Origin of the sequence: Streptomyces sp. NBC_00572 (assembly GCF_026341815.1) — a bacterium.
GTDB lineage: Bacteria > Actinomycetota > Actinomycetes > Streptomycetales > Streptomycetaceae > Streptomyces.
On record NZ_JAPENX010000001.1, the window covers coordinates 2,397,837 to 2,422,748 of the forward strand.

Consider the following 24,912-nt stretch of genomic DNA (forward strand, 5'->3'; position numbering starts at 1 on the left):
GGGGCTCAGCGCTTGGCGTGGCGGCCGCGGGGGCCCTGGGGGTTCGGGGTCCCGGGGGCGTCGTGGTCGCTGCCCTTGGACTGCGCCTTCTTCGACTGGGAGCGGGACCTCAGGACCTCGATCACGATCGGTACGACGGAGATCAGGACGATCCCGACGAGGATCAGCTCGATGTGCTGGTGCACGAAGTCGATCTTGCCGAGGAGGGCGCCGAGGATGGTCACACCCGCGCCCCACAGGACGCCGCCGATGATGTTGAACGTGACGAACAGGCGGTAGTTCATGCGGCTGACGCCGGCGATGATCGGCGTGAACGTCCGCACGATGGGAACGAAGCGGGCCAGGATCAGCGACTTCGGACCGTGCTTCTCGAAGAACTCGTGGGCCTTCTCGACGTTCTCCTGCTTGAAGAGCTTGGAGTCGGGGCGCTTGAAGAGGGACGGGCCGACCTTCCGCCCGAAGAGGTATCCGACCTGGTCACCGAGGACCGCCGCGGCCACGATCAGCGTGCACATCAGCCACAGCGGCATGTCCAGCTTGCCGGTCGTGATCAGCAGGCCGGTGGTGAAGAGCAGCGAGTCGCCGGGCAGGAAGAACCCGATGAGGAGTCCGGACTCGGCGAAGACGATGGCCAGGACACCGATCGGACCAAAGGTCTGAATCAGATAATCCGGGTCCAGCCAGCTCGGTCCGAGGGCAAGCGTGTTCACGGGTTCCGGGCTCCTGCGGTCGGTGGGGGCATGGGGGACGGCTGGCCCCAAGCTATCAACGTGAGCTGAACGCGACCGGTTCCACCCGGGGCCCACAGGATGCGGACAGGGCCTGCTCCCCCGAGGCTGGGGGCTCAGGAGGTGTATGCCGATGGGCATCGAGGAGTTCGGAGGCGGCCAGGGGCCGCACCCCGATGTGCTGGTCGTGACGACGAACGACGTGCCGGGCTTCGAGGTCCGGCAGGTGATCGGTGAGGTCTTCGGGCTCACCGTCCGCTCCCGCCATCTGGGCAGCCAGATCGGCGCGGGGCTCAAGTCGATGATCGGCGGGGAGCTGAAAGGCCTGACGAAGACGCTGGTGCAGACCCGCAACCAGGCGATGGAACGCCTGGTGGAGCAGGCTCAGGCGCGCGGCGCGAACGCCGTGCTCATGTTCCGCTTCGACGTGACGGAAGCGGCGGAACTGGGCACGGAGGTGTGCGCCTACGGCACGGCGGTGGTGATCGCACCGCGCGCGTGAGCCGGCCGGTGGGCCTTCGGGTCAGGGCGCCAGGCGTGCCGCGTTCGCCCGGACGGCGGCATGGAGGTGCTCGGGAAGGCCCTCGTGGATCGAGTCGTAGAAGGCGTGGAAGTTCTCGTCGGCGACGTACATCCCGGCGAGCTCCTCATGGGTCTTCGGGTGGCATTCGAAGAACCAGGTGGTGATGTGGCGGCGGTGGGCCTCGGCGAGGTCCATCGCCTCCTCCGACTCCGGGGCCAGGCCCTCCTCCATGAGGTCGGCGTAGGCGGCGCCCCAGACGTCCACCTCGTCCTTCATCCGCTGCCAGTCGTCCTTCGTGTAGCCGGCGGCCCTGGCCTGGGCCAGTTCGTGGGAGTGCGTGCCGCCCCAGCGGCGGGCGGACTCCTCCGCGTACCGCTCGGGGTCCTTGTCCCCGAAGACCTCGAACTTCTCCTCGGGGGTGAGGTTGATGCCCATCTTCTTCGCCTCCATGGCGTGCTCGACGGCCGCCGCCATCCTCTTCAGCTCGCCGATCCGCTCGGTCAGCAGCGCGTGCTGCCGCCGCAGGTGCGCCCGCGGGTCGGCGTGCGGGTCGTCGAGGAGGACGGCGACCTCTTCGAGGGGGAAGCCGAGCTCCCGGTAGAACAGGATCTGCTGGAGCCGGTCGAGGTCCGCGTCGTCGTAGCGGCGGTGGCCCGCCGTGCTGCGGCCGCTCGGGGAGAGCAGTCCGATCGCGTCGTAGTGGTGCAGGGTCCGCACCGTGACCCCGGCGAAGCCGGAGACCTGTCCCACGGAGTAGCCCATCGGCTGTCCGCCCTTTCTCTCGGTACGCGTGTCAGCCTCGGGCCTGACGTGACGTGAGGTGCAAGTCCATTCGACTCGAATTTCGGGATGTTGTGCGGCATTTGCTCACTTATGGTGGGCCAGTGGCCGCCGATCATGCTCCGCCGGGTCAGCCCGGTCAGCCCGCTCCGTCATCCTCCGCCGACGAGGCCCCACTGCGGGTGCTGCTGCCGCAGGTGCTGCCCTCGCTCCTGGTCGGGGTGGGGGCGAGCTTGCTGTATCTGGGGATCAGCGCCCTCTCGGAAGAGTTCGAGGACGTCCTCTGGGACGACCTGCCCGACGCCCTCGGCATCGGCGGCTACTCCTCCCTCTGGATCATCAGCATGCTCACGGCGGCGGGCATCGCCGTGGGCCTCGTCGTCTGGAAGGTCCCCGGTCACGCCGGCCCCGACCCGGCGTCCATGGGCCTCGGCGGGACGCCGCTCGCCGTGGGAGTCGTACCCGGCCTCCTCCTCGCGAGCGCCCTCGCGCTCGCCGGCGGAGTCAGCCTCGGCCCCGAGAACCCGATCATCGCGTCGAACATCGCTCTCGCCTACTGGCTCGGCCGCAAGGTCGCGCCGGCCGTTCCGGGCGCCGCCTGGGTGGCCCTCGCCTCGTCCGCCACCATCGGCGCCCTCTTCGGTACGCCGGTGGCCGCTGCCCTCGTCATCTCCGAAGCCCTCGCCGGCACGCCGGGGCGCGGCTCCCTCTGGCAGCGGCTCTTCGCCCCGCTCGTCGCCGCCGGCGCCGGCTCGGTGACCACCCAGCTGCTTGCCGAACCCACCTTCGACATGGACATCCCGCCGCTCACCGACCCCGGCTGGGGCGACCTCCTCGCCGCTCTGGTGATCGCCTCCGCGGCGGCCGTCTTCGGCCTCGCCTCCTGCTACCTCTTCCCCTACGTCCACGCCGCCTTCCGGCGGCTGCGCCACCCCATGCTGATGCTGCCCCTCGGCGGTCTCGTCCTCGGCCTCCTGGGCGCCCTCGGCGGGCCCCTGACCCTCTTCAAGGGCCTGGACCAGGTCAAGGAACTCACCTCCTCGATCGGCAGCTGGTCCTCGGGCGAACTGGCCAAGCTGGCCGTCGTCAAACTCTTCGCCCTCCTCGTCGCCGCCTCCTGCGGCTTCCGGGGCGGCCGGATCTTCCCCGCGGTCTTCATCGGCGCCGCCTTCGGGCTGCTCGCCCAGGCCCTCGTCCCCGAGGTCCATCCGGCGATCGCCGTCTCCTCCGCCGTCCTCGGCGTCCTGCTCGCCACCACCCGGCAGGGCTGGATCAGCCTCTTCACCGGCGCCGTCCTCGCTCCCTCCCCCGCGGTACTCGGCCTGCTCTGTCTCGCCTCCCTCCCCGCCTGGCTGATCGTCACCGGCCGCCCCCAGCTCGAACTCGACGAACAGGGCAACCCCCTGCGCTGACCCCGCCCCCTTGGAGACGACCACCCCGCCGGCTCTCCCCACCCGACAGAAGGAGTCCCCCATGCCGCCGCTCCACCAGGGGCCCGCCGCGTCCCCCTCCGAGCCCGAACGCCGACTCGCGCTCAACCCCTTCTTCGGCGCGGCCGACCCGGTCGGCGGCATGACCGAGGCCCCGCCCCGCCACCGGATGCCCGACGGCCCGCTGCCCCCGGCCAACGCCTATCAGCTCGTCCACGACGAGCTGATGCTCGACGGCAACTCCCGGCTCAACCTCGCCACCTTCGTCACCACCTGGATGGAGCCCCAGGCCGGGGTCCTGATGGGCGAGTGCCGCGACAAGAACATGATCGACAAGGACGAGTACCCGCGCACCGCCGAACTGGAACGCCGCTGCGTGGCCATGCTCGCCGACCTGTGGAACGCCCCGGACCCGGCCACGGCCGTCGGCTGTTCCACCACCGGCTCCAGCGAGGCCTGCATGCTCGCCGGCATGGCCCTCAAGCGCCGCTGGACCAAGCGGAACGCCGACCGCTACCCGGGCACCGCCCGCCCCAACCTGGTCATGGGCGCCAACGTCCAGGTCTGCTGGGACAAGTTCTGCAACTTCTGGGAAGTCGAGCCCCGGCTCGTCCCCATGGAGGGCGACCGCTTCCACCTCGACGCCGAGTCCGCCGCCGCGCTCTGCGACGAGAACACCATCGGCGTCGTCGCCGTCCTCGGCTCGACCTTCGACGGCTCCTACGAACCCGTAGCCGAGATCTGCGCCGCTCTGGACGCCCTCCAGGAACGCACCGGTCTCGACATCCCCGTCCACGTCGACGGCGCCTCCGGCGCCATGGTCGCCCCGTTCCTCGACGACGATCTCGTGTGGGACTTCCGGCTGCCCCGCGTCTCCTCCATCAACACCTCCGGTCACAAGTACGGCCTGGTCTACCCGGGCGTCGGCTGGGCCCTGTGGCGCTCGCCCGCCGAACTCCCCGAGGAGCTCGTCTTCCGCGTCAACTACCTGGGCGGCGACATGCCCACCTTCGCCCTCAACTTCTCCCGGCCGGGCGCCCAGGTCGTCGCGCAGTACTACACGTTCCTCAGGCTCGGCCGGGAGGGCTACCGGGCGGTGCAGCAGACCTCCCGGGACATCGCCCGCGGCCTCGCCGAACGGATCGAGGCCACGGGCGACTTCCGGCTCCTCACCCGCGGCGACCAACTGCCCGTCTTCGCCTTCACCACCGCCCCCGACGTCACCTCCTTCGACGTCTTCGACGTCTCCCGCCGCCTCCGCGAACGGGGCTGGCTGGTCCCCGCCTACACCTTCCCCGCCAACCGCGAGGATTTGTCCGTCCTGCGTGTGGTCTGCCGCAACGGCTTCTCCGCCGACCTGGCCGGGCTCCTCATCGAGGACCTGGGCCGACTGCTGCCCGACCTGCGGCGCCAGTCCCATCCGCTCACCCACGACAAGAGCGCGGAGACCTCCTTCCACCACTAGGGGCTGTCTGACCATTCCCGTCGGATCAGGGTCTGACCCGCCCTGGAGCGACTGCCGCGAGCCGCCCGGTCAGTTACCGGCCGGGTCCTCGCAGGCCAGCTGGAACTCCGACCAGCGCACCCCGTCCAGAGTCAGCGCGTACTGGCAGGGCGTTCCCTCGCGCAGCAGGCCCAGCGGGGTGCGGCGGGTGTGCTGCGTCCCGTCGCCGAGACGGACGAACGTACGGCCGCCGTCCACGCTCTCGTACCCCGAAAGCTCCGTGCCGATCTCCACCCGGCCACCGGGCCCCGGGACCGGCAGGCCGAGCAGGCTGCGAGGCTGCTCGCTCGGCCCCGTCGTCCACATCCGCTGCCAGGTCCTGCCCCCGTCCACGGAACGGTGCAGCGCCCGCATCGGGTTCTTGACGGGCTCACCACCGGCCAACTCCCCCATCTCCGCCGCGTACACCGCGTCCCTGCCCACCGCCACCGACGTGTGCCATCCGGGGCTTGTGGCGGGACTCGGCAGCCGGCTGACCGTCCAGCCACGCCCCCCGTCCCGGGAGACGGCGACCGCCGCCCGCCCCGACAGCGGGTCCGTGCCCGAGACCCACCAGGACCCGTCGGGCTCCGGCTGCTCCTGGGGGCGTGGATGCGCCCCCAGCAAGGGCACCCGGGCCAGCGCCCGGCGTCGCCCGTCCTGCGGCGAGACCACCACGAGCCGGTGCCGCTCGCAGTCGTCCGGCAGGGCCCCGGAGGGCACGGCACAGTCGGTGTCGAGCACCGCCCCGGCGGGTATCTCCGGGGTCGTCCCGACCGTACGCCGGTCGCCCGCCCGCCAGTTGCGCCCGCCGTCCTTCGTGAACCAGGTCCGCGCGCCCGGCTCGGCGCCGCCCTCCTCGACGAGCGCCCGGCCGGGGCCGAGGGGCAGCAGGTTCGCCGATATGCCCTCCGTCCCCGACACCTGCGGCAGCGGGGACCTCCGCAGCACCCATTCCCTCGCCCCGGCGTCCCGCACGGCCACGTACTGCCGGCAGAAGCCGTTCGCCGGGACCACCGGGTCACTCACGCACGAGGCGAGCAGCGCGAACCCGCTGCCGTCCCGCGCGAACCCCAGACTGTGCGCCCAGCCGGGCAGCCCCGGCGCGGACGGGACCTCGGGCGGCGCCCCGAACAGTCCCGGATCCGGACGCGCCACCTGACCCTTGCCGGCCGCCCCCGAGGCGCCCGAACTCCCCGAACTCCCCGAACTCCCCGAACTCCCCGAACTCCCCGAACCGCCTTCCACCACACCCGACTTCGACCCCGTACACCCGCTCAGCACCACCAACACCAGCGCCACGACGGCGCCGGCCACTCCTCCCACGGGCCTGCGCATCGCACGTCCCCCTGTCCTCCCTCGGGCGGTCCGCGGTGAACCGCTGCTTTGAATACACCGCTCACCGCCCCCGGGTTCCCACCTCCGCGCCGCTACTTCCCGAGCCGCCCGAACTTCCGTACCGCCAGTGGGAAGAAGACCGCCAGGAGCACCAGCGGCCACACCACCGCCGCCCAGATGTGCCCCGGCTCGCCGCCCGGATTGCCGAAGAGGTCACGGACCGCCGTCGCGGTCGCCGACATCGGGTTCCACTCCACGAACGTGCCGAGCCAGCCCGGCATCGAGTCCGGCGAGGCGAAGGCGTTGGAGAGGAAGCCGATGGGCCAGACCAGGATCTGCACCGCCTGCACCAGCTCGGCCCGCCCCGCGACCAGGGCGAGGAAGATCCCGATCCACAGCATCGCGAAACGCAGCAGGAGCAGCAGCCCCAGGGCCCCCAGGGTGCCGGCGAGGCCCCCGCTCGCCCGCCAGCCGATCGCGTACCCGACGCCGACCATCACGAGCAGCCCCACCGTCGACTGGAGCATGTCGGCGGCCGCCCGCCCCACGAGCACCGCGCCGTCGGTCATCGGCATCGCCCGGAACCGGTCGATCACGCCCTTGTTCAGGTCCTGCGTCACCGCCGTCATGGTGCCTTCGAGCCCGAACACCATGGTCAGCGTGAGCATCCCGGGCACCAGGAAGTCGACGTAGTCGCCGTCGACGCTCCGGCCGCCGCCGACCAGATAGCCGAACATCAGCAGCATCATCACCGGGAACACGAGCCCGACCAGGACCTGTACCGGCTGCCGCGCCCAGTGCGCCAGTTCCCGGCGGGTCATCGTCCAGCAGTCGCTCACCACGTACGCGGCGCTCATGCCGCCACCTCCTTCCGCGGGGACGACTCCCCGTCCGTCAGATGCAGGAAGACCTCGTCCAGCGTCGGCCGCCGCAGGGCGATGTCCTCCGCCTCGATCCCCGCCTCGCCCAGCGCCCGCACGGTCTCGGCGAGCGAGGCCATCCGGTCCGCCACCGGCGCGCTGAGCCGCCGCCGGTCGGCGTCCACGCTCACCTCGGACCGGGCCGCGGGCAGCAGCCGGGCCGCCTCGTCGAGCCGTGCCCCGTCCCGTACGACCACGTCGATCCGGTCCACACCGACCCGCGCCTTGAGCTCGTCGGCCGTGCCGTCCGCGACGATCCGCCCCTGGTCCACGACCGAGATCCGGTCGGCGAGCCGGTCGGCCTCCTCCAGGTACTGCGTGGTCAGCAGCACCGTGGTGCCCCCGCCGACGAGCGAGCGCACCGACTCCCAGACCTCGCCACGCCCGCGTGGGTCGAGTCCCGTCGTCGGCTCGTCGAGGAACAGCACCTCGGGCTCCGTGATCAGCGAGGCCGCCAGGTCGAGCCGCCGCCGCATGCCGCCGCTGAACTGCTTGACCGGCTTGCGGCCGGTGCGTGTGAGGCCGAAGCGCTCCAGGAGCTCGTCGGCCCGCGTGCCCGCGCGCCGCGCGCCCAGGTGGTGGAGCCGGCCGAACATCTCCAGGTTCTGTCGGCCGCCCAGCTCCTCGTCGAGGGCCGCGTGCTGCCCGAGCAGCCCGATCCGCCGCCGCACCTCCCGGGCCTCGGTCCGTACGTCGTGTCCCGCCACCCGCACCAGGCCCTCGTCGTGGCGCAGCAGGGTGGCCAGGATCCGTACCGTCGTGGTCTTGCCCGCGCCGTTGGGCCCGAGCAGGCCGTGGACGGTGCCGCGCCGGACGGTGAGGTCGAGGCCTGCCAGGGCGTCCTTCTCGCCGTACCGCTTGCGCGCGCCCTCCACGAGGATCACGTCGCCAGTCACCGTCATGTCGATTCCTCCCGAAATGCTCGTAGTCAAATTTGACCACTTGCCCGCCGACGGAGGAAGGTATGCCCTCCCGGGCCTCTAGTCAAACTTGATTAGCAACTACTCCCGCGCACCCGATCAGCTCGCAAAGGGGTTCTCCTCCCCCTCGGCGAGGACGCCCACGAAGGGATCGCCCTCCCCCGCGAACACGTACGCCCCACCCTCGATCCGCTCGATCAGACCGAGCGTCCACTCCTTGCCGGCGTCCGCCGAGTGGACCCACATGTGCATGATCTCGCCGATGTGCCCGAGCTGACCGGGGCCGCCCTCGGGCGTGTAGTACTCCGTGACCGCGGCCCGCCACTCGTCGAGCGCCCGCACCCGCTGCCGCAGCAGCTCCGCGGCCTCCGCGCGGGGCAGGTCCACGATGAAGCCGATGCCCGCCGACAGGACGTCCATCTTCTGGTCGTACGTGGTCAGCGCCTCGCGCAGCAGCGCGAAGTACTCCTCGGTGCCGCGCTCCGTCAGCTCGTACTCCACGCGCGGCGGACCGCCCACCGCGCTCGGCGCGACCTCGTGCGCGTGCAGCAGTCCCTGCTTCGCCATCTGCTTCAGCGCGTGATAGATCGAGCCGGGCTTGGCATGGGACCACTCGTGCGCGCCCCAGTACTCCAGGTCGTTGCGGACCTGGTAACCGTGGGCGCGGCCGTGCTGCTTCACCGCGCCCAGGACGAGCAGTCGGATCGCCGACATCGCCGCACCTCCTAGTCAATCTTGACCAGAGTACGCGCGCGGTGGCCACGCGCGCGGGGCCGCTCGGAGAGCGGCCCCGACCCGCTCACGTTCAGCCCCGGCCCTGCTCCGCCGCGATCAGCTCGAAGGAGGTCTTGCCGTCCAGGGACTCGCGGACGACATCCGCGTGCCCCGCGTGCCGACCGGCCTCCTGCACCAGGTGGAGCAGCATCCAGCGGATCGAGACCCGTCCGTCCGCGGGGAACCAGGGCGCCTTGGGCAGCGGGAAGGTGTCGTCCAGGCTCGGCACCGAGCGGACGAACTCCTCGGTCTCCTTCGCCACGCCCGCCCAGAACTCCACGATCTCCGGGATCGTCTCCTCCTTCACGAGCCGGAAGCCCTCGCCCCAGGTCTCCTCGGTGCGCGCCCGCTCGTTCGGCTGCTGCTGCGCCAGCCGGAGCCAGTTCAGCTCGACTTCGGCGACGTGCTTGAGCAGGCCGGAGAGGCTGAGTTCGCTGGCGCTGGGGCGACTCGCCGCCTGCTCCTCGCTGAGGCCGAGGAGCGAGCGGCGGATCGCGGCACGCTGGGCCTCGACGAAGTTGAGGAGCGCGCCGCGCTCGTCGCCGTGAGCCTCCGTGGGAACAAGAGCCACCATGATGTCCGCCTTCCGTACGCCTACGCAGATGGGTGCCGGGGAGGCCTTGGCCTTTCGCCCTCGGCCCTTCCGACACCCATCAAGTTACGGACCCTTGCGGACAAGTGCTGTCCTCAACGAGAAATCAGCCGGCTCGGAAATCAGCCGACTCAGAAGGGGAATCGGCTCCGGCCGTGCTGGATCGAGATCCACTTCTGGGTGGTGAAGCTCTCCACCATCGCCTCGCCGTTGAGCCGCCCGATGCCCGAGTGCTTCTCGCCGCCGAAGGGCACGATCGGCTCGTCGTGCACGGTGCCGTCGTTGATGTGGATCATGCCGGTGTGCACGCGCTTGGCGAGTCGCACACCCCGCTCGATGTCACCCGTGTGGACGGCACCGCTGAGCCCGTACGGGGTGTCGTTGGCGATCCGCACGGCCTCGTCCTCGCCGTCGAACGGGACGATCAGGGCGACCGGGCCGAAGATCTCCTGGCCCAGGATCGGGGCGTCCGGGGCGAAGCCGGTGAGGACGGACGGGGAGACGAGGTTGCCGTCGACCGTGCCGTGCAGGAGCGCCGTCGCGCCGGCCTCGACCGTCTGGTCGACGAGCGAGGAGACGGCCTCCGCCTGCTGGGAGTTGATGAGCGGACCGATGTGGGTGGCGGGGTCGGCCGGGTCGCCGACGCGCAGGGTCTTCACCTTCGCCACGAACTTCTCGGTGAACTCCTCCTCCACCGTCCGGTCCACCAGGATCCGGTTGGCGGCCATGCAGACCTGGCCCTGGTGCACGAAGCGGCTGAAGACGGCCGCGTCCACCGCGTAGTCGACGTCGGCGTCGTCGAGGACGATCAGGGCGCTGTTGCCGCCGAGTTCGAGGACGGCGTGCTTGAAGTTCTGCGCGCAGACCGTGGCGACGTGACGGCCGACCTTGTCGGAGCCGGTGAAGGAGATGACCTTCGGGATCGGGTGGGTCAGGAGCGCGTCGCCGATCTCGGCGATGTCGGTGACGACGACGTTCAGCAGACCGGCCGGCAGGCCGGCTTCCTCCAGGACCTTGGCGACGAGGGTGCCGCCGCAGATCGGGGTGTTCTGGTGCGGCTTGAGGACGACCGCGTTGCCGAGCGCGAGCGCGGGCGCGACCGACTTGATCGAGAGGAGGAAGGGGAAGTTGAACGGCGAGATGACACCGACGACGCCGACCGGGACGCGGTAGACGCGGTTCTCCTTGCCGTCGACCGGGGACGGCAGGATGCGGCCCTCGGGACGCAGCGCCAGCTGCACCGCCTCGCGCAGGAACTCCTTGGCGAGGTGCAGCTCGAAGGCCGCCTTGAGACGGGTGCCGCCGAGCTCGGCGACGATCGTCTCGGCGATCTCCTCCTCGCGGTCCTCGACGATCCGCAGGGCCCGCTCGAAGACGAGCCGGCGCGTGTACGGGTTGGTCTCGGCCCACTCGGCCTGGGCGCGCTCGGCGGCGCGGTAGGCGCGGTCGACCTCACCGGCGGTGGCGACGGTGATCGACGCGAGCTTCTCCCCGGTGTACGGGTTGAAGTCGATGATGTCCCACGAGCCGCTGCCGGGCTTCCACTCGCCGTCGATGTACTGGTGGGCCAGGTCGGTGAAGTGCGACATGGATCGAGACCCCTTCTACCCGCTCTACGTCTGTACGGATGACAGAAGCGACGCTGAGACGCCGCGACACGGAGACGTCGCGACGCCGGAACTGATGTCACGTCATCGTACTGATGTGTCAGGTGAGTTGGAGGAGTCCTCGGAGAAGGTCCCGGCTTTCGGCCGGATCCGGGCCTTCCTTCTGCAGTCGCTCCATCACGCGCTGGTACTGGGCGACCTCCTCGCGCTTGTCGAGGTAGAGGGCGCTGGTGAGCTGCTCCAGGTAGACGATGTCGGAGAGGTCGGACTCGGGGAAGCTCAGCATCGTGAACGCGCCGCTCTCGCCGGCATGGCCGCCGAAGCTGAAGGGCATGACCTGGAGCGTGACGCCCGGGTGTTCGGAGATCTCGATGAGATGCCTCAACTGCCCCTGCATGACGGCCCGGTCGCCGTAGGGGCGGCGCAGCGCCGCCTCGTCGAGGACGGCGTGGAACTGCGGGGCGCGCTCGGAGACGAGGACCTTCTGCCGTTCGAGGCGCAGGGCGACCCGGCGGTCGATCTCGGCGGCGGGGGCGTCGGGCATGCCCCGGGTGACGACGGCCTGGGCGTACGCCTCGGTCTGCAACAGGCCGTGGACGAACTGCACTTCGTAGACGCGGATGAGGGAGGCGGCGCCTTCGAGGCCGATGTACGTCTGGAACCAGCCGGGCAGGACGTCGCCGAAGCTGTGCCACCAGCCGGCGACGTTGGCCTCGCGGGCGAGCCCGAGGAGCGAGCCGCGCTCGGCCTCGTCCCCGACGCCGTACAGCGTGAGCAGATCCTCTACGTCCCTGGCCTTGAAGCTCACCCGTCCCAACTCCATGCGGCTGATCTTGGATTCGGACGCGCGGATCGAGTAGCCGGCCGCCTCGCGGGTGATCCCGCGCGACTCGCGCAACCGCCTCAGCTGGGAGCCCAGCAGGATGCGCCGCACCACACTCCCGCTCGCTCCGCCCGATTCGCCTGCGGTTGCGGTCACGGCTCCAGCCTCCCCTTTACGGTGTCGAGCCCCCGTCGAGCCCCGGATTCTGCCACCAAACGCTTCAGCGCGTACACATTCGATTACGGAAAGACGGCGACTTCCGGGCAGCCGCGGAAAGTTCCCCCCGACCGGGGGACGACTTATGCACAGATTAGGCACGGGGGCGGACAGGTCCGGCGCGTGCACGTGCATCTGCCCTTGCATCCAGTGGTCGCATTCGGAACCATGGACCCCGCGCAGCCGCGTGCTCGTTCGTGTTGTCGTGTTGTCGCACCACAGTCGCGATTCCCGGGAGTGCCTCGCATGGGGACGAATGGATCGACCGTGCTCGAGCCGTTAAGGCAGGGCCTTCCGCCGATCGATCCCGGCGCCGTCTCCACCTCCGCCTCCTGCGCCCTGCCCGCACGGTACGAAGCCGTGCGCGGGGCCCGGAAGTTCACCAGCGCGACGCTCGACCGCTGGGAGCTGAGCGAACGTTTCGACGATGTGGCCCTGGTCGTCTCCGAGCTCGTCACCAACGCGCTGCGCCACGCGGTGCCCGCCGACGCGCCACAGGAGGAAGGCCAGAACCCACCGGTTCGGCTGCACCTGATGCGCTGGTCCTCGCGCCTCGTGTGCGCCGTGCGCGACCCCAGCCGGGAGAGCCCGGAGGCGCGCGGCGGCGAGGAGGACTTCGCCGCCGAGTCGGGACGCGGACTGTTCCTGGTGGACTCGTTCAGCGACAGCTGGGGGTGGCATCCGCTCGCCGGCACGCTGCGGGGCAAGGTGGTGTGGGCGCTGTTCCGGATCGGTCCGGAGTAGCGGCGACCCGTCGTACGCATGCGAGAAGGGCCCTGGCGCACACCCGCCGGGGCCCTTTCTCGTATGTACGCGGTCCTGTCGCAGGGCTCGGTCCTCACACCAGGACGCGGTCCTCACACCAAGTGGTCGAACTCCCCGTCCTTGACGCCGAGGAGGAGCGCCTCTATCTCCGCGGGCGTGTAGACGAGGGCGGGACCCTCGGGGTGTCGCGAGTTGCGTACGGCAACGTTTCCCCCGGGCAGTTTGGCGAACTCCACACAGGATCCCTGGGAGTTGCTGTGCCTGCTCTTCTGCCACACGACGCCTCGCAGCTCCGTGGCCGCCATGCCGTTGTACGCGTGATGCGCATGATGCACTGGTAGCTCCCCGAGTTGCTTGGTGCAGGTGTCAACTTCCTCGGATCATAGCTGTGTTCATATGCCGATGCATGAGCAGATGCACGTGCACGGGGGGTGGCGTAGCGGCTACGCGACTGAGCGTGCTACCTGCGAGTACGGCGGACGGGGGGCACCCACTCCCCCTCTGACGTACGCCTTCTTGGACGTACCGAGGGCAGCCTACGGTTCCTGATCTTCGGGGGTGCCGCCCGCGGCAGCGCCCCCTCCCCTGCCGTACCGCTTCTCGAAGCGTTCGACGCGGCCCGCGGTGTCCAGTACGCGCGCGGTGCCGGTGTAGAAGGGGTGACTCGCCGAGGAGATCTCGACATCGATGACGGGGTAGCTGCGGCCGTCCTCCCACTCCACGGTCTTCCCGGGATCACCGGTGCGCGTGGAGCGGGTGAGGAAGGCGAAGCCGCCGGCCTTGTCGCGGAAGACGACGGGCTCGTACGGGGGATGGATGGCGGGCTTCATGGGGCGGTTCAGCGCTCCTCTCGGAAGTCGACGTGCCGGCGGGCGACCGGGTCGAACTTGCGCAGGGTGAGGCGGTCGGGGTCGTTGCGGCGGTTCTTGCGGGTGACGTAGGTGAATCCGGCGCCGGCGGTGGACCGGAGCTTGACGACGGGGCGGAGCTCATTACGTGCCATGCCATGGAGAGTAAATGAAAATGAATCCCATTGCCAATATTGCCGTCGAGAGGTAGGTCACCCGCTGAAGGAGACGGGAAAGCGGGTGCCGGGGACGAGGGGCTAACGCGCCCGCGTGGAGTCCATCAGGGCCGTCGTGACCTCATCCAGGGCCTCCAGGAGGAGCACCGCGCCCTTGTGCAGCAGGAAGTGGTCCGGCGGCTCCTCGGACCAGGCGTCGACCGTCTCCCGCAGGTCGTCCCAGCTCGGCGCCTTCCGCTCCCGTACCTTCTTGGCGCCCCGTTCCGTCGCCCGGCGAAGGGACTCGGCGAGGGTCGCGGCGGCCGGCACGGGCGTGGCGCCGCGCTCCGGCAGATGCGCCTCCAGGAGCATCGCCACCCGCCCGAACTCGGCGAGCGCGTGGTCGGCCTGTTCCGCCGCCGCGTGCGAGAGCCCCCGGTGCCGTACGGGCTCGTGCGTCGCCCGCTCCACCGCCTCCTGCCAGGCGACGCGGGCCGCGCGGGTGTCCAGGAGCGCCTCCCGTACGTCGGGGCTGCCGTATCCCGCCGGGTCGGCGTACCGCGCGGTGACGGTGGCCGCGTACCGGCCGGCCGACGCCAGCCAGTCCGCGAGCCGGCCGCGGAGCCGCGGCGTCTCCCAGGCCGGGTACACGGCGTACGACAGCATCGCGAGGAGCCCGCCCAGCAGGGTCAGCAGCACCCGGTCCCGGACGGTCTGGGTCAGGCCCGCGCCCTCCATGTCGAGCAGGAACACGACGTACGCGGAGACGAAGACCTGGCCGGCCGCGTACCCCGTGCGCATGAGCAGGTAGTTCGCGAAGGCGCACACCACCGCGAGACCGGCCGCCAGGTACGTGCCCGGATGCGCCGACTGGACGACCGCCGTCGCCAGACCCACGCCGACGAGGGTGCCGCCGAACCGGGCCACCGAGCGCGCGTACGTCTGCGAGAAGTCCGGGCGCATCACCATCACCGAGGCCATCGGCGCCCAGTAGCCGTGCCCGAAGGGGAGCGCCGCGCCCAGCAGGTATCCGGCGGCCGTGACCGCCGAGACACGGATCGCGTGGCGCAGGACCGGAGAGTCCCGGCGCAGCTCGGCGCGTGCCTTCGCGGCGACGATCGGCGCGAGACGGACGAGGGTGGGACGGGTACGGGCGGTGGCGCCGTGCCCGCCCGTACCCGTGGTCTCCGTCCTCGGCTCGGCCGTCTCGACGACGTCGCCGAGCAGCGCGGCGAGCCGGAGGGCGGCGCGGCGGGACGGGCCGCGGAGGATCGCGCCGGTGTCCGGGGTGCGCAGGGCGGCGACGGCCGGGGCGGGGAGGGTGACCGGTTCACCGTGCCGGATCGCGTGCGCGGCGGCGTCCAGGACGGAGGCCGCCGCCCCGAGAAGCTCCCGCACGCGTGCGCGTGCCGGGCCCTCCTCCGGGACGCCGACCGCCGGGTCGGCGAGGGAGGCGAGGACGGGGCGGATGCGTTCCGCGAGGCCCCGTGCCCCGTGGAGTTCCGCCGGACGGCGGCGGGCCTGGCCCGGGGTCACCGCGGCGGCGCTGCGGGCGGTCATGAGCGGCAGCGGATCGAACGGCGCCACCGGGTCGTGGCGCAGGCGACGGGCGTAGTCCGCCTCGGCGGCGAGCGCGTCCGCGAGGGCGTCGCGCTGGGCGCCCCAGCGGCGGACCGGGAGGAGGACGACCAGGGCGGCCTGGACGACACCGCCGGCGAAGATCATGGCGGCGTGGCCGGCGGCTGCGGCGACGGAGGTGGGGAGGGTGACGGTCACCAGCATGATCGCCACGTTGGAGGAGGCGATGATGCCGGCGGTGGGACCGGCGGCCCAGGCCAGCCCCGCGAGGAACGTCCAGAGGAGCAGAAGGGCGAGGAAGAAGATCTCGTGGGCGCCCGTGAGATAGCCGAGGAAGGTCGACACGGCGAGGCTGGCGCCGGAGGCGAGCGCGAGGGTGGGGCGGGGGCGCCAGGAACGCTGGAAGGTGGCCATGGCCGCCTGGAAGGCACCGAAGGCGGAGGAGACGGCGACGGCGGGCCCGAAGACGGCGAGGGAGAAGCCGACGACGAGGGCGAGCCCGAGTGCGGCGCGGGCGGCGAGGACGGGGTCGAGCGGCCGCCGCTCGACGGTGAGCCCGGAGCGGGCGGTCTCCCTCAACGCCCGGAGCCAGCTCATGGCCCGAGCGTATCCGCGATCACCCCATAAGGGGCATATCCCATCACCTCGCCCTTCCCGCAACCCTGCGGGAGGTGGGCGGCGGGGCCGCCCTGCCGCCCCGTTGTGGGCATACGTCCGCCAGGGGCGGAAGGGGTGGGCACGACGCCATCAGGACGGCGCCCGTTCACAGGGCCCGCGATGCGCACCCGTGCCGGCTCCGGAACCGCGGTCGTACGAGCACGGCCCCGGGTTCACGGCCGTACGGGCCCGGCCCGCGGAGACACCCGGCCCGGCGTCCGGCTACCCCCGTAGGCCCCGGCGCTCCGGGCCCAGGCCCGCTCGGTCCGCTGCCGTCGCGCCGTGGTTCCAGCCGTCCTCGTCCCAGGCGGCACGTACGCGCGTGGTGCGGGTTTCCGGGAAGAGTTCGTCCGTGCGGGTGGTGACCGCGAGGTCCCGCGAGGCGAGGGCCGGGAGGAGGGTGGGGGTCTCCGCGGCGACCCGGCGGGACGTCGTCGCGAGGCGGCTTCCCAGGCGGTTCGCGTACGCCAGCAGGAACGACTGCCGGAAGGACTTCGTGCGCTTGCGGCCCCCCGCCCGCTGCTCCGCCTCCGCCCGCGTCATCGCCGCCGTCCCCTGCACGAGCAGCGACGTGTACAGCAGCTCCACCGGGTCGAGGTCCGCCTCGAAGCCGACCACCGTCGAGAAGCCGTACGTCTCGTTCCACACCGCCCGGCAGTGGTTCGCCGTCGCCACCGCGTCGAGCAGGATCGCCTTCGCCTGCTCGTACGGCGGCTCCACCCCGATCCGGATCGCCCCCGGCGTCTCCGGCGACGGCGCCCCCGCCGCCAGCGTCGCCTCGTCCAGGCTGTGGCGCGCCATCAGCTCCTGCGCCTTCGCCGTGAGCGCCTCCGCCTCCTCCGGATACCCCGTCGCCTCCGCCTTCGCGAGCAGCGCCCTGATCCGGGTGAGCATCCGCGGCTCCCCGGCCACGGCCGGGGGCAGCGCCTCCCCCGGCACCGGACCGACCGCGTCCAGGCGCGGCAGCCGGACCAGGTGCCGGTACAGCTCCAGGACGGTCGTCGCGTACGAGAAGCGGTCCGACGGGCGGCCGCGAGACGTGTCGTCGAGTTCGTCGAGCTGCCCCCGCCAGCGGTGCGGCAGCGTCTCGTAGCGGGCCGTCTCGGCCTGGATCAGGCCGGTCAGAACCCGGAGGTGGTCCTCGGAGAGATCACGGCGCACCATCCGCGCCAGGTCCGCCGGCTGCCACCCCCGCCCCCACAGCGTCCGTACGAACTCCTCGCCGCGACGCGCCAGTTCCGCGTCGGCGCCCCGGTCGGCGGCCAGCAGCGACGCCGCCGTGTCGAGCGACCCGTCGTCGCTCGCGTACAGCGCCTCGAAGGCCTTGTCGATCGTGGTGCTCGTACTCACGCCGTCCTCGTGTCCCATTCCTCGCGCGACCGGGCGATCACCGCACGGTGGTCGAGCGACCAGTCGATCAGCTGCTTGATCAGGTGGGTCATGCTGTGCCCGGTCTCGGTCAGCGCGTACTCCACCTGCGGCGGCGTCGTCGGATACACCGTCCGCGAGACGAGGCCGTCCCGTTCGAGGCGGCGCAGCGTCAGGGTCAGCATCCGCTGCGAGATCCCGGTGACGAGCCGCTGGAGTTCCCTGAACCGCCTCGGCCCCGCCGCGAGTTCGACGACCACGTGCACGCTCCACTTGTCGCCGAGCCGGTCCTGGACGTCCCGTACGCCGCACTCCTCCGCGCAGCTCACCAGGGGATCGGTGGTTACCTCCGTGTGCCCCTCGGACATGAATGTGCCTCCTTACGCGATCTCCTCCGCCACTCCACGATGGTCTCAGCCACCTCACCACCACGGCTCCTGGGGGAAACCATGCTGCTCGTCACCGGCGTCTCCGGCGCTCTCGGCTCGCTCGTCGCCGAACGGCTCGCCGGTCGCGAGGACGTCGTCCTCGGTACGCGCGCGGGGCTGCCCGGCACCCGCCGGCTGGACTTCGACGCGCCCGGGACGCTGCCGGAGGCCTTCGCCGGGGTGGACACGCTGCTGCTGATATCCGCCGGGTACGGGGAGGACGACACGGTCGTCGCCCGCCACGAGGCCGCGATCTCGGCCGCCGAGCGGGCAGGCGTACGGCACGTCGTGTACACGAGCCTCTCCGGCGACGGCGACCACCTCACGTACGCGCTCGCGCACCGCTGGACCGAACGGCGGCTGCGGCGCTCCACCACCCTCGACTGGACGATCCTCCGCAACGGCCTCTACGCCGAATTCCTCACCTGGATCGCCGCCCCCGACGCCGACGACCGGATCACCGGCCCCCTCGGCGAGGGCCGTCTCGCCGCGGTCGCCCGCGCGGACCTCGCCGACATCGCCGTCTCCGTCGCCACGGACCCGGGCGCGCACCGGAACCGGGTCTACGAACTCGTCGGCGAGCGCGCCCTCGGCGGCGCCGACCTGGCGGAGGCCCTGGGCGCGACGTACGCCCCCGGCACGCTCGCCGATGCCCGCACCGCGATCGCCGCGTCCGGGGCGGTGCCCTTCCAGGTGCCGATGCTGGCGAGCACGTACTCGGCGATCGCCCACGGATTCCTGGACGGTACGGGGGTCGAGAGCGATCTGCGCGCGCTCCTCGGCGGCCGCGAACCGCTCGACGCGCTGGACGTGTTCGTGAAGGCGGTACGGGAGGGCTAGACCTGGCTCGGGGGTAGGGCCAGGCCTACCTTCCGGACGCCCTTCAGTGGTCGTGATCGGCGGCGGCGGAAACGGTTCGCTTGAGACATGACCTCGACAGCCCCCACCGCCGCCATCACCGCCCCCACCACCGCCGTACGGCTCCGCGGGCTCACCCGTCACCACCGTGACGTCCGCGCCCTCGACGGCGTCGACCTCGACTTCCGCGCCGGGACGTTCACCGCCGTCATGGGCCCCTCGGGCTCCGGCAAGTCCACGCTGCTGCAGTGCGCGGCCGGGCTCGACCGGCCCACCTCCGGGCGGGTGGAGGTCGGCGGGACCGCCCTTGAGGGGCTGAGCGAGCGGCGGCTGACCCTGCTGCGGCGGGACCGGATCGGTTTCGTCTTCCAGGCCTTCAACCTGCTGCCCGCCCTGACGGCCGCGCAGAACGTGGCCCTGCCCCTCCGGCTCGCCGGCCGCCGCCCGTCCCGTACGGAGGTACGGGAGGCGCTGGCCCGCGTCGGGCTCGCGGGGCGGGAACGGCACCGGCCGGGCGAGTTGTCCGGCGGACAACAGCAACGGGTCGCGATCGCCCGCGCGTTGATCACCCGTCCGGCGGTCCTCTTCGGCGACGAGCCGACCGGCGCGCTCGACTCGACGACGAGCCGCGAGGTGCTCGACATGCTGCGGGATCTGGTCGACCGGGACGGTCAGACGATCGTCATGGTCACCCATGACCCGGTGGCGGCGGCCCGCGCGGACCGCGTGGTCTTCCTGGTCGACGGCCGCGTCGCGGGCGAGTTGCCGGACCCGACGGTAGAGGCGGTCGCGGCGCGGATGACGGCCCTGGAGACGATCACCCCGGCCGCGAGGCCGGGGACGGCCCGTACCACCGCTTCCCCCGCCGGGAGGACCTCGTGCTGACCGTCGTCCTCTCCGGCCTGCGTGCCCGCTGGGCCTCCTTCCTCGGTGGTTTCGTCGCCCTCGCGCTCGGCGTGGGGCTGCTCGCCGTCATGGGCCTCGGGCTGTCCGCCACCTTTGACGCGCCCGAGCGTTCTCCTCAGCGGTTCGCGTCCTCGCCCGTCGTCGTGCAGGGTCAGGACCGGCTGACGCTCGATGTGCGGCGCGGGCCCGAGACCGTGTCCGTGGCGCAGCGGCTCGACCGTCCACAGCCTGTGGACAACAATCTGCTCCGCGAACTGAAGGCCCGCTGGACCCTCACCGCCACCGGCGGCCCCGACGCCATCGGATTGGACGCCCCGGCCGCCGAGGTCCGAGCGCTCGTCGGCGACCGCGCCCAGGTCCTCACCGGCGACGAACGGCGGCGCGCCGACCCCGGCTCCGAGCGGGACGCCGACGCGCTCGTCGGCCTCAACGCCCTCCTCGGCACCTCGGGCGGCGTCACCGCCTTCGTCTCCGTCTTCGTCGTCGCCTCCACCTTCGCGTTCGCCGTGGCACTGCGCCGCCGTGAGTTCGGGCTGCTCAGGACCGCCGGAGCCACCCCCGGCCAGATCCGGCGGCTCCTCCTCGCCGAGGCCACGGCGCTCGGCGTGCTCGCCTCCGCCGCCGGGTGCGCGCTCGGCGCCCTCGGCGCGCCCCTGCTCGCCAGGACCCTGGTCGACGGCGGTCTGGCGCCGGAGTGGTTCACGGTCGGCGGGCCGGCCTGGCCCTTCCACGCCGCCTTCTGGACGGGGGTGACCGTCGCCCTCGCGGGGGCCGTGGCCGCCTCCCGGCGGGCCGGGAAGGTCGGCCCGACGGCCGCGCTCCGCGAGGCGGACGTCGACACCGACACCCTGCCCCTCGGCCGGGCCGTCCTCGGTACGGGACTGCTCCTGGCCGGCCTCGGGCTGCTCGCCTGGACCTACGCCACGGACCCGTCCGCGCTGCTCAAGCGGAAGACGTACACGACCCTCCCGATGCTCCTGATCACCGGAATCGCCCTGCTCTCCCCGCTCCTCGTCCGGCCGGTCGCCCGGCTGCTGCGGCTGAGGGGGGCGGTGGGGACGCTGGTACGGGAGAACAGCGCGGCCTCGGTACGCCGTACCGCCGCCGTCGCGGCCCCCGTCCTCGTGACCGTGGCGCTCGCCGGGACGCTCTTCGGCTCGGCGACGAGCGTCACGCGCGCGAAGGGCGTCGAAGCGCGCGAGCAGACGTCCGCGCAGTACGTCGTGCGGGGCACGGAGCTGAAGCCGGTGCCGGCGCCCGCCGGGGCGGTCGTCTCCCCCACCGGGCCGACCTCCGTCTTCGTACGGGACGGGGACGCGGCCGTCGTGAAGTACGGGGCGCGGGCGGTCACCGACCCAGCGGCCTTCGCCGAGCTCGCCCGGCTGCCCGTGGTCGCCGGCGACCTGCGGGACCTCGACGACCGGTCGATCGTCGTGAACGAGGAGTTCGAGCGACGCCGGGTGGGCGAGAGCGTCGAGGTCTGGCGGGCGGACGGGACCGGTCCGGTACGGCTCCGGATCGCGGCCGTCCTCGCCCTCGGGACCGGCGACAACGGTCCGTACGTCACCCGGGCGAACGCCCCCGGCTCCGCCCCCGACCGGATCGACGCACACGGCGGCGGCACGGCCACGGTGCGGGCCCTGGAGGCGAGCGGCGGCACCGTCGCGACCGCCGACGCGTGGGCCGAGGCCGAGCGCCCGTCGAACGGCAGCCCGCAGGCCCGGCTCGGCATGGCCCTGGTCCTCGGCATCGCCCTCGTCTACACGGTGATCGGCCTCGCCAACACCCTGCTCATGGCGACCTCCGTCCGCGGCGGAGAGCTGGCCTCGCTGCGGCTCGCCGGGGCCACCCGGGCCCAGATCCTGCGGGTGGTGACGGGCGAGGCGACCCTGGCCGTCGCGATCGGCACCCTGCTCGGCCTCGCGGTGACCGCCTTGGTCCTGGGCGCCCTGGGAGCAGGTCTCGCGGCCCTCTCGGCCCCGGTGGCCCTGGCCCTCCCGTGGACCACGGTCGGCGCGGCGGCGGGCGCGTGCGCAGCGGCCGCGATCGCCGCATCGGCCCTCCCCGCGTGGCGCCTGACGCGCTGAGCGGCGATGGTGGGACGGACGGGGCGGTGACCGGGGTCGGAGCCGGGTCACCGCCCCGTCCACCCGCGCGCGTGGAACCCTAGCGAGAGGCGGAACGTTTCGGCGCCGTCGGCTCAGGCCCCGGACTGCGCCGCCTTCGCCGCCTTCGCCGCCCGCCACTCCGGGGCCAGGACCGACCAGACCTCTTCGTCGTGGCGCCTGCCCCGGTACGGGTAACTCTCCCGCAGGACGCCGTCCTTGCTCATGCCCAGGCGACGCGCCACCGCGATGCTGGGCTCGTTGTCCGAGGAGACCACCCACTCCACCCGGTGGATGCCGCGCACCTCGATCGCCCAGTCGACGAGCGTCCGCGCCGCCCGGGTCACCAGGCCCTTGCCGGCGCCCGCCGGCTCCAGCCAGCAGCCCGCCTCGGCCGTTCCGCCCCCGGTGTCCAGCTTCCGGAGGATCACCGCGCCCACGAGGGTGCCGTCGGACCAGATGCCGTGGATGCGCCCCGTGTCGGCGGCCGCCTTCTCCGCGTACGCCCGCAGGAAGGCCCGGCTGGACTCCAGGTCGGTGACGACGTCGGGGAGGCCGTTGCGCGCGCCGATGAACTCGCGTCCCCGGTCCATGTGCGCCAGGAACTCGTCGGCCTGCCACGGTTCGAGCGGGCGCAGCTCCGCGCCGTCGTCACCCAGGGATATCGCGTACATCGTCATCGCCTTCCAGGTCGGGGCCCGCACTCGCGGCGGAGGGATCTTCCCACCCCGCCTCCACCGCGCACCGGGACTTACGGAACCAGGACCAACTTCCCCCGCACATGGCCCGACTCGCTCAGTTCCTGGGCCCGCGCCGCCTCCTTCAGGGGGAGCGTGTCGGCCAGTCGGACGGCGAGGGTGCCCTCCACCGCCGCGCGCGCGTGGGCCGTGAGACCGGCCCGTACGGAGTCGGGGTCGCCGGTGACCCCCGAGAACACGATCCCGTGCCGCTCCGCGTCCACGTCCGCGATCGTCACGATCCGCTCCTTCGCCGCGTCCGCCCCGCCCAGGAGCTCGATCGCGACGGGCAGCACACCGTGCCCGGCCGCGTCGAAGACCGCGTCGACGCCGTCGGGAGCGGCGGCCCGCACCCGGTCGGCCAGACCCTCCCCGTACGCCACCGGGATCGCGCCGAGTTCCCGCAGGTACGCGTGGTTGGACTCGGACGCGCTGCCGATCACCGTGACCCCGGCGGCGACCGCGAGCTGGACACCCACCGAGCCGACGACACCCGCCGCACCGTGCAGGAACAGCGTCTCGCCCTCCCGTACGCCGATCAGGTCGAGCACGCGCTGCGCCGTCTCCCCGGCCACCGGGAGGCTCGCGGCGGCCTCCCAGGAGAGCCCGGCCGGCTTGGGCGCGACGGTCCCGGCGATCGCGTACTCGGCGTAGGCGCCGGTCTTCGTCCAGCCGAGCACCTCGTCGCCGACCGTCAGACCGGTGACGCCCTCGCCGAGCTTGTCGACGGTTCCGGCGAACTCCAGGCCGGGGACGGCCGGGAAGGTCGTCGGGTAGAACTCCTCGACCCACCCGTAACGCCGCTTCCAGTCCACCGGGTTGAGCCCGACGGCCGCCACCTTGACGCGGACCTCACCGGGACCCGGCTCCGGTACGGCGACACCGGTCGCGTGGCGCAGCACCTCGGGGCCGCCGAACTCCTCGTACACGATCGCTTCCATCTCAGCCTCCGCAGCTGCCCGTTCACGTTTTCCGCTCTTCGACGTGATCAAGACTGCGCCCACGACCCCCCGCTCCCCGCCCTCCCAACGGCCAGTCCCACCTGGCCGAAATACCGGCCGCTCCCCGCCCCTCCCCGCGTACGCTCGCTCGCATGGACGCGACCACGCTGACCACCGCGTACGAGATCATCCGGCAGCCGCTCGGGGAGATCCTCCCCAAGGTCTCGGCCGCCCTCGCCCCGCTCGTCCCGCACGTGGACGCGGCCGAACTCTCCACCCACTGCGCCCACTCCCCCTTCAAGGCGCTCGGCGGTACGGAGCTGCTCACCGCCTCCGAACTCGCGCCGCTGCTCGCGGCCGGCGTGCCCGGGAGCCCCTGGCAGGGCACCGCGACGCTCGGCGGCCGGGAGCGTGAGGTCGTGGCCGTCACGAGCCACGCGACCCGGCGCGGGGCGGTCCTCGTGCTGGTCCGGGAGGACGGCGCCGCCCCGGCGGGCGAGGCCGAACTCGCCGTGGCGCAGGCCCTGTGGGACCTGGTGACCGGCCACTTCGACCGTTTCGCGTCGGAGGCCCTGCCGGGTGCCCTCGCCCGTTCGCGGTCGGCGGCCGACACCCGGGCCCGGGTGATCGCGGAACTGACCGCCACGCACTCGGCGGCCCTCGCCGGGGTCCTCGGGGTGCTGCGCAGCCGCGCCCTGGACGACACGACGGCCCGGACGACCGCGACCGACCTCGCCGCGTCGGCGCTGATCGAGATGCGGGCGGAACAGCGGCGGGACCGGGCGCTCGCGGAGGAGCCGGTCCAGGACGCCTTCGAACGGCTCGCCGCCGAACTCCGGCCGATGCTGCGGCACAGCCAGGTCAGGCTCGACCTGGGGGCACCGGACTCGGACCGCTCGCTCGCGGCGGACGTGGCGCACAGCGCGCGGGCCATCGTCCGGTCCCTGCTCCTGATCGTGCTCGAACAGGACTCGGTGGACCGGATCCACGTCGGCTGGCAGCTGACCGAGCACGAGCTGCGGGCCTCCGTACGGGACGACGGAGCGGGCGCGCTCGCCCCCTGCGACCTGGGCGCGGGTACGATCAAGGACCGGCTCGACGTGCTCGGCGGGCGGCTCGACATGGACCCGGTCCCGGGCTGGGGCACGACGATCACGGCGGTGATCCCACTGGCGGCGCCGGCCGCACCGGTCGAGGCGGCGCACCCGCTGACCGGCCTCGGCGAGCGGGAGGTGGAGGTCCTGCGGCACCTGGCCCTCGGGCACCGCAACCGGCGGATCGCCGAGGAACTGCACATCAGCGAGTCGACGGTGAAGTTCCACGTCGCCAACATCCTGAACAAGCTGGGCGTCGACTCCCGGGGCGAGGCGGCGGCGCTGTTCCACGCAGCGGCGTAACGCCTGCGGCGCGAAGGCCCACATCGGCGGCGGGG

Annotated in this window: 26 protein-coding genes; 9 read left to right on the forward strand and 17 right to left on the reverse strand. The window is 72.4% G+C overall.

The window, feature by feature from the left end:
• Positions 1-5: 5 nt before the first annotated feature.
• Positions 6-710, reverse strand: coding sequence for a DedA family protein (locus OG514_RS10860; RefSeq protein WP_266893320.1), 705 nt, complete (start codon positions 708-710; stop codon positions 6-8).
• A 151-nt stretch (positions 711-861) separates the two neighbouring features.
• On the opposite strand from OG514_RS10860, the gene OG514_RS10865 reads away from it, so the two are divergent.
• Positions 862-1,230, forward strand: coding sequence for a YbjQ family protein (locus OG514_RS10865; RefSeq protein WP_266893322.1), 369 nt, complete (start codon positions 862-864; stop codon positions 1,228-1,230).
• Between the two features lie 21 nt (positions 1,231-1,251).
• Here the strand turns inward: OG514_RS10865 and OG514_RS10870 are convergent, their stop codons facing one another.
• Entirely contained in the window at positions 1,252-2,013 is a 762-nt protein-coding gene (locus tag OG514_RS10870) for a MerR family transcriptional regulator (RefSeq protein ID WP_266893324.1), read from the reverse strand.
• A gap of 194 nt (positions 2,014-2,207) precedes the next feature.
• Between OG514_RS10870 and OG514_RS10875 the strand changes: the two genes are divergently transcribed.
• Together OG514_RS10875 and OG514_RS10880 are read left to right on the forward strand one after the other, a co-directional pair.
• Positions 2,208-3,443 carry an ion channel protein gene (locus OG514_RS10875; RefSeq protein ID WP_266900818.1) on the forward strand — a complete coding sequence of 412 codons (1,236 nt, stop codon included), beginning with the start codon at positions 2,208-2,210 and terminating at the stop codon, positions 3,441-3,443.
• Between the two features lie 61 nt (positions 3,444-3,504).
• Positions 3,505-4,926 carry a glutamate decarboxylase gene (locus OG514_RS10880; protein ID WP_266893326.1) on the forward strand — a complete coding sequence of 474 codons (1,422 nt, stop codon included), beginning with the start codon at positions 3,505-3,507 and terminating at the stop codon, positions 4,924-4,926.
• A gap of 69 nt (positions 4,927-4,995) precedes the next feature.
• On the opposite strand, the gene OG514_RS10885 is transcribed toward OG514_RS10880, so the two are convergent.
• On the reverse strand, positions 4,996-6,102 hold the full coding sequence (locus OG514_RS10885; protein WP_266893328.1) for a sialidase family protein: 1,107 nt from the start codon (positions 6,100-6,102) through the stop codon (positions 4,996-4,998).
• Positions 6,103-6,109: 7 nt separating this feature from the next.
• Between OG514_RS10885 and OG514_RS10890 the strand changes: the two genes are divergently transcribed.
• Positions 6,110-6,334, forward strand: coding sequence for a hypothetical protein (locus OG514_RS10890; RefSeq protein WP_266893330.1), 225 nt, complete (start codon positions 6,110-6,112; stop codon positions 6,332-6,334).
• Positions 6,335-6,374: 40 nt separating this feature from the next.
• Here the strand turns inward: OG514_RS10890 and OG514_RS10895 are convergent, their stop codons facing one another.
• The 6 genes from OG514_RS10895 to OG514_RS10920 all read right to left on the reverse strand — a co-directional run bounded on the left by OG514_RS10895 (position 6,375) and on the right by OG514_RS10920 (position 12,074).
• Positions 6,375-7,139: an ABC transporter permease gene (locus tag OG514_RS10895; protein WP_266893331.1), complete on the reverse strand. Its 765-nt coding sequence runs from the start codon at positions 7,137-7,139 to the stop codon at positions 6,375-6,377.
• Positions 7,136-8,104 (reverse strand): ATP-binding cassette domain-containing protein, encoded by a 969-nt coding sequence (locus tag OG514_RS10900; protein ID WP_266893333.1) that lies wholly within the window; start codon positions 8,102-8,104, stop codon positions 7,136-7,138. The genes OG514_RS10895 and OG514_RS10900 overlap by 4 nt, the downstream gene beginning before the upstream one ends.
• Before the next feature lie 117 nt (positions 8,105-8,221).
• Positions 8,222-8,836: a PadR family transcriptional regulator gene (locus tag OG514_RS10905; protein ID WP_266893335.1), complete on the reverse strand. Its 615-nt coding sequence runs from the start codon at positions 8,834-8,836 to the stop codon at positions 8,222-8,224.
• Positions 8,837-8,927: 91 nt separating this feature from the next.
• The gene (locus tag OG514_RS10910; protein WP_266893337.1) at positions 8,928-9,470 is read right to left on the reverse strand and encodes a DinB family protein; all 543 of its coding nucleotides are present in this window, start codon (positions 9,468-9,470) and stop codon (positions 8,928-8,930) included.
• A 149-nt stretch (positions 9,471-9,619) separates the two neighbouring features.
• Positions 9,620-11,077, reverse strand: coding sequence for an aldehyde dehydrogenase family protein (locus OG514_RS10915; RefSeq protein WP_266893339.1), 1,458 nt, complete (start codon positions 11,075-11,077; stop codon positions 9,620-9,622).
• Between the two features lie 118 nt (positions 11,078-11,195).
• On the reverse strand, positions 11,196-12,074 hold the full coding sequence (locus OG514_RS10920) for a helix-turn-helix transcriptional regulator (protein ID WP_266893341.1): 879 nt from the start codon (positions 12,072-12,074) through the stop codon (positions 11,196-11,198).
• Positions 12,075-12,380: 306 nt separating this feature from the next.
• Here OG514_RS10920 and OG514_RS10925 point away from each other — a divergent pair, with 306 nt between their 5' ends.
• Positions 12,381-12,878 carry an ATP-binding protein gene (locus OG514_RS10925; RefSeq protein WP_266893343.1) on the forward strand — a complete coding sequence of 166 codons (498 nt, stop codon included), beginning with the start codon at positions 12,381-12,383 and terminating at the stop codon, positions 12,876-12,878.
• A gap of 113 nt (positions 12,879-12,991) precedes the next feature.
• Here OG514_RS10925 and OG514_RS10930 read toward each other — a convergent pair whose 3' ends face one another.
• From OG514_RS10930 to OG514_RS10955, 6 genes are all read right to left on the reverse strand, one after another.
• Entirely contained in the window at positions 12,992-13,204 is a 213-nt protein-coding gene (locus tag OG514_RS10930) for a DUF397 domain-containing protein (RefSeq protein ID WP_173861569.1), read from the reverse strand.
• Positions 13,205-13,435: 231 nt separating this feature from the next.
• On the reverse strand, positions 13,436-13,729 hold the full coding sequence (locus OG514_RS10935; RefSeq protein ID WP_266893345.1) for a type B 50S ribosomal protein L31: 294 nt from the start codon (positions 13,727-13,729) through the stop codon (positions 13,436-13,438).
• An 8-nt stretch (positions 13,730-13,737) separates the two neighbouring features.
• Complete coding sequence (gene rpmG / locus OG514_RS10940; RefSeq protein ID WP_266893347.1) at positions 13,738-13,902, reverse strand: 50S ribosomal protein L33; 165 nt, start codon at positions 13,900-13,902, stop codon at positions 13,738-13,740.
• Between the two features lie 102 nt (positions 13,903-14,004).
• Complete coding sequence (locus tag OG514_RS10945) at positions 14,005-16,077, reverse strand: FUSC family protein (protein WP_266893349.1); 2,073 nt, start codon at positions 16,075-16,077, stop codon at positions 14,005-14,007.
• A gap of 282 nt (positions 16,078-16,359) precedes the next feature.
• Positions 16,360-17,505 (reverse strand): DUF2786 domain-containing protein, encoded by a 1,146-nt coding sequence (locus tag OG514_RS10950; protein WP_266893351.1) that lies wholly within the window; start codon positions 17,503-17,505, stop codon positions 16,360-16,362.
• On the reverse strand, positions 17,484-17,873 hold the full coding sequence (locus tag OG514_RS10955) for a helix-turn-helix domain-containing protein (protein ID WP_266893353.1): 390 nt from the start codon (positions 17,871-17,873) through the stop codon (positions 17,484-17,486). The genes OG514_RS10950 and OG514_RS10955 overlap by 22 nt, the downstream gene beginning before the upstream one ends.
• Before the next feature lie 81 nt (positions 17,874-17,954).
• On the opposite strand from OG514_RS10955, the gene OG514_RS10960 reads away from it, so the two are divergent.
• The 3 genes from OG514_RS10960 (at position 17,955) to OG514_RS10970 (ending at position 21,784) form a co-directional block, all read left to right on the forward strand.
• Positions 17,955-18,773: an NAD(P)H-binding protein gene (locus OG514_RS10960; RefSeq protein WP_266893355.1), complete on the forward strand. Its 819-nt coding sequence runs from the start codon at positions 17,955-17,957 to the stop codon at positions 18,771-18,773.
• An 87-nt stretch (positions 18,774-18,860) separates the two neighbouring features.
• Positions 18,861-19,676 carry an ABC transporter ATP-binding protein gene (locus OG514_RS10965; RefSeq protein ID WP_266893357.1) on the forward strand — a complete coding sequence of 272 codons (816 nt, stop codon included), beginning with the start codon at positions 18,861-18,863 and terminating at the stop codon, positions 19,674-19,676.
• Positions 19,670-21,784, forward strand: a complete 2,115-nt coding sequence (locus OG514_RS10970; RefSeq protein WP_266893359.1) for an ABC transporter permease — start codon at positions 19,670-19,672, stop codon at positions 21,782-21,784. Before OG514_RS10965 ends, OG514_RS10970 begins: the two co-directional genes overlap by 7 nt.
• A 113-nt stretch (positions 21,785-21,897) precedes the next feature.
• Here the strand turns inward: OG514_RS10970 and OG514_RS10975 are convergent, their stop codons facing one another.
• Entirely contained in the window at positions 21,898-22,476 is a 579-nt protein-coding gene (locus OG514_RS10975; protein ID WP_266893361.1) for a GNAT family N-acetyltransferase, read from the reverse strand.
• A gap of 77 nt (positions 22,477-22,553) precedes the next feature.
• On the reverse strand, positions 22,554-23,480 hold the full coding sequence (locus tag OG514_RS10980) for an NADP-dependent oxidoreductase (protein WP_266893363.1): 927 nt from the start codon (positions 23,478-23,480) through the stop codon (positions 22,554-22,556).
• Positions 23,481-23,632: 152 nt separating this feature from the next.
• Between OG514_RS10980 and OG514_RS10985 the strand changes: the two genes are divergently transcribed.
• Positions 23,633-24,877, forward strand: coding sequence for a LuxR C-terminal-related transcriptional regulator (locus tag OG514_RS10985; protein ID WP_266893365.1), 1,245 nt, complete (start codon positions 23,633-23,635; stop codon positions 24,875-24,877).
• Positions 24,878-24,912: the final 35 nt, after the last annotated feature.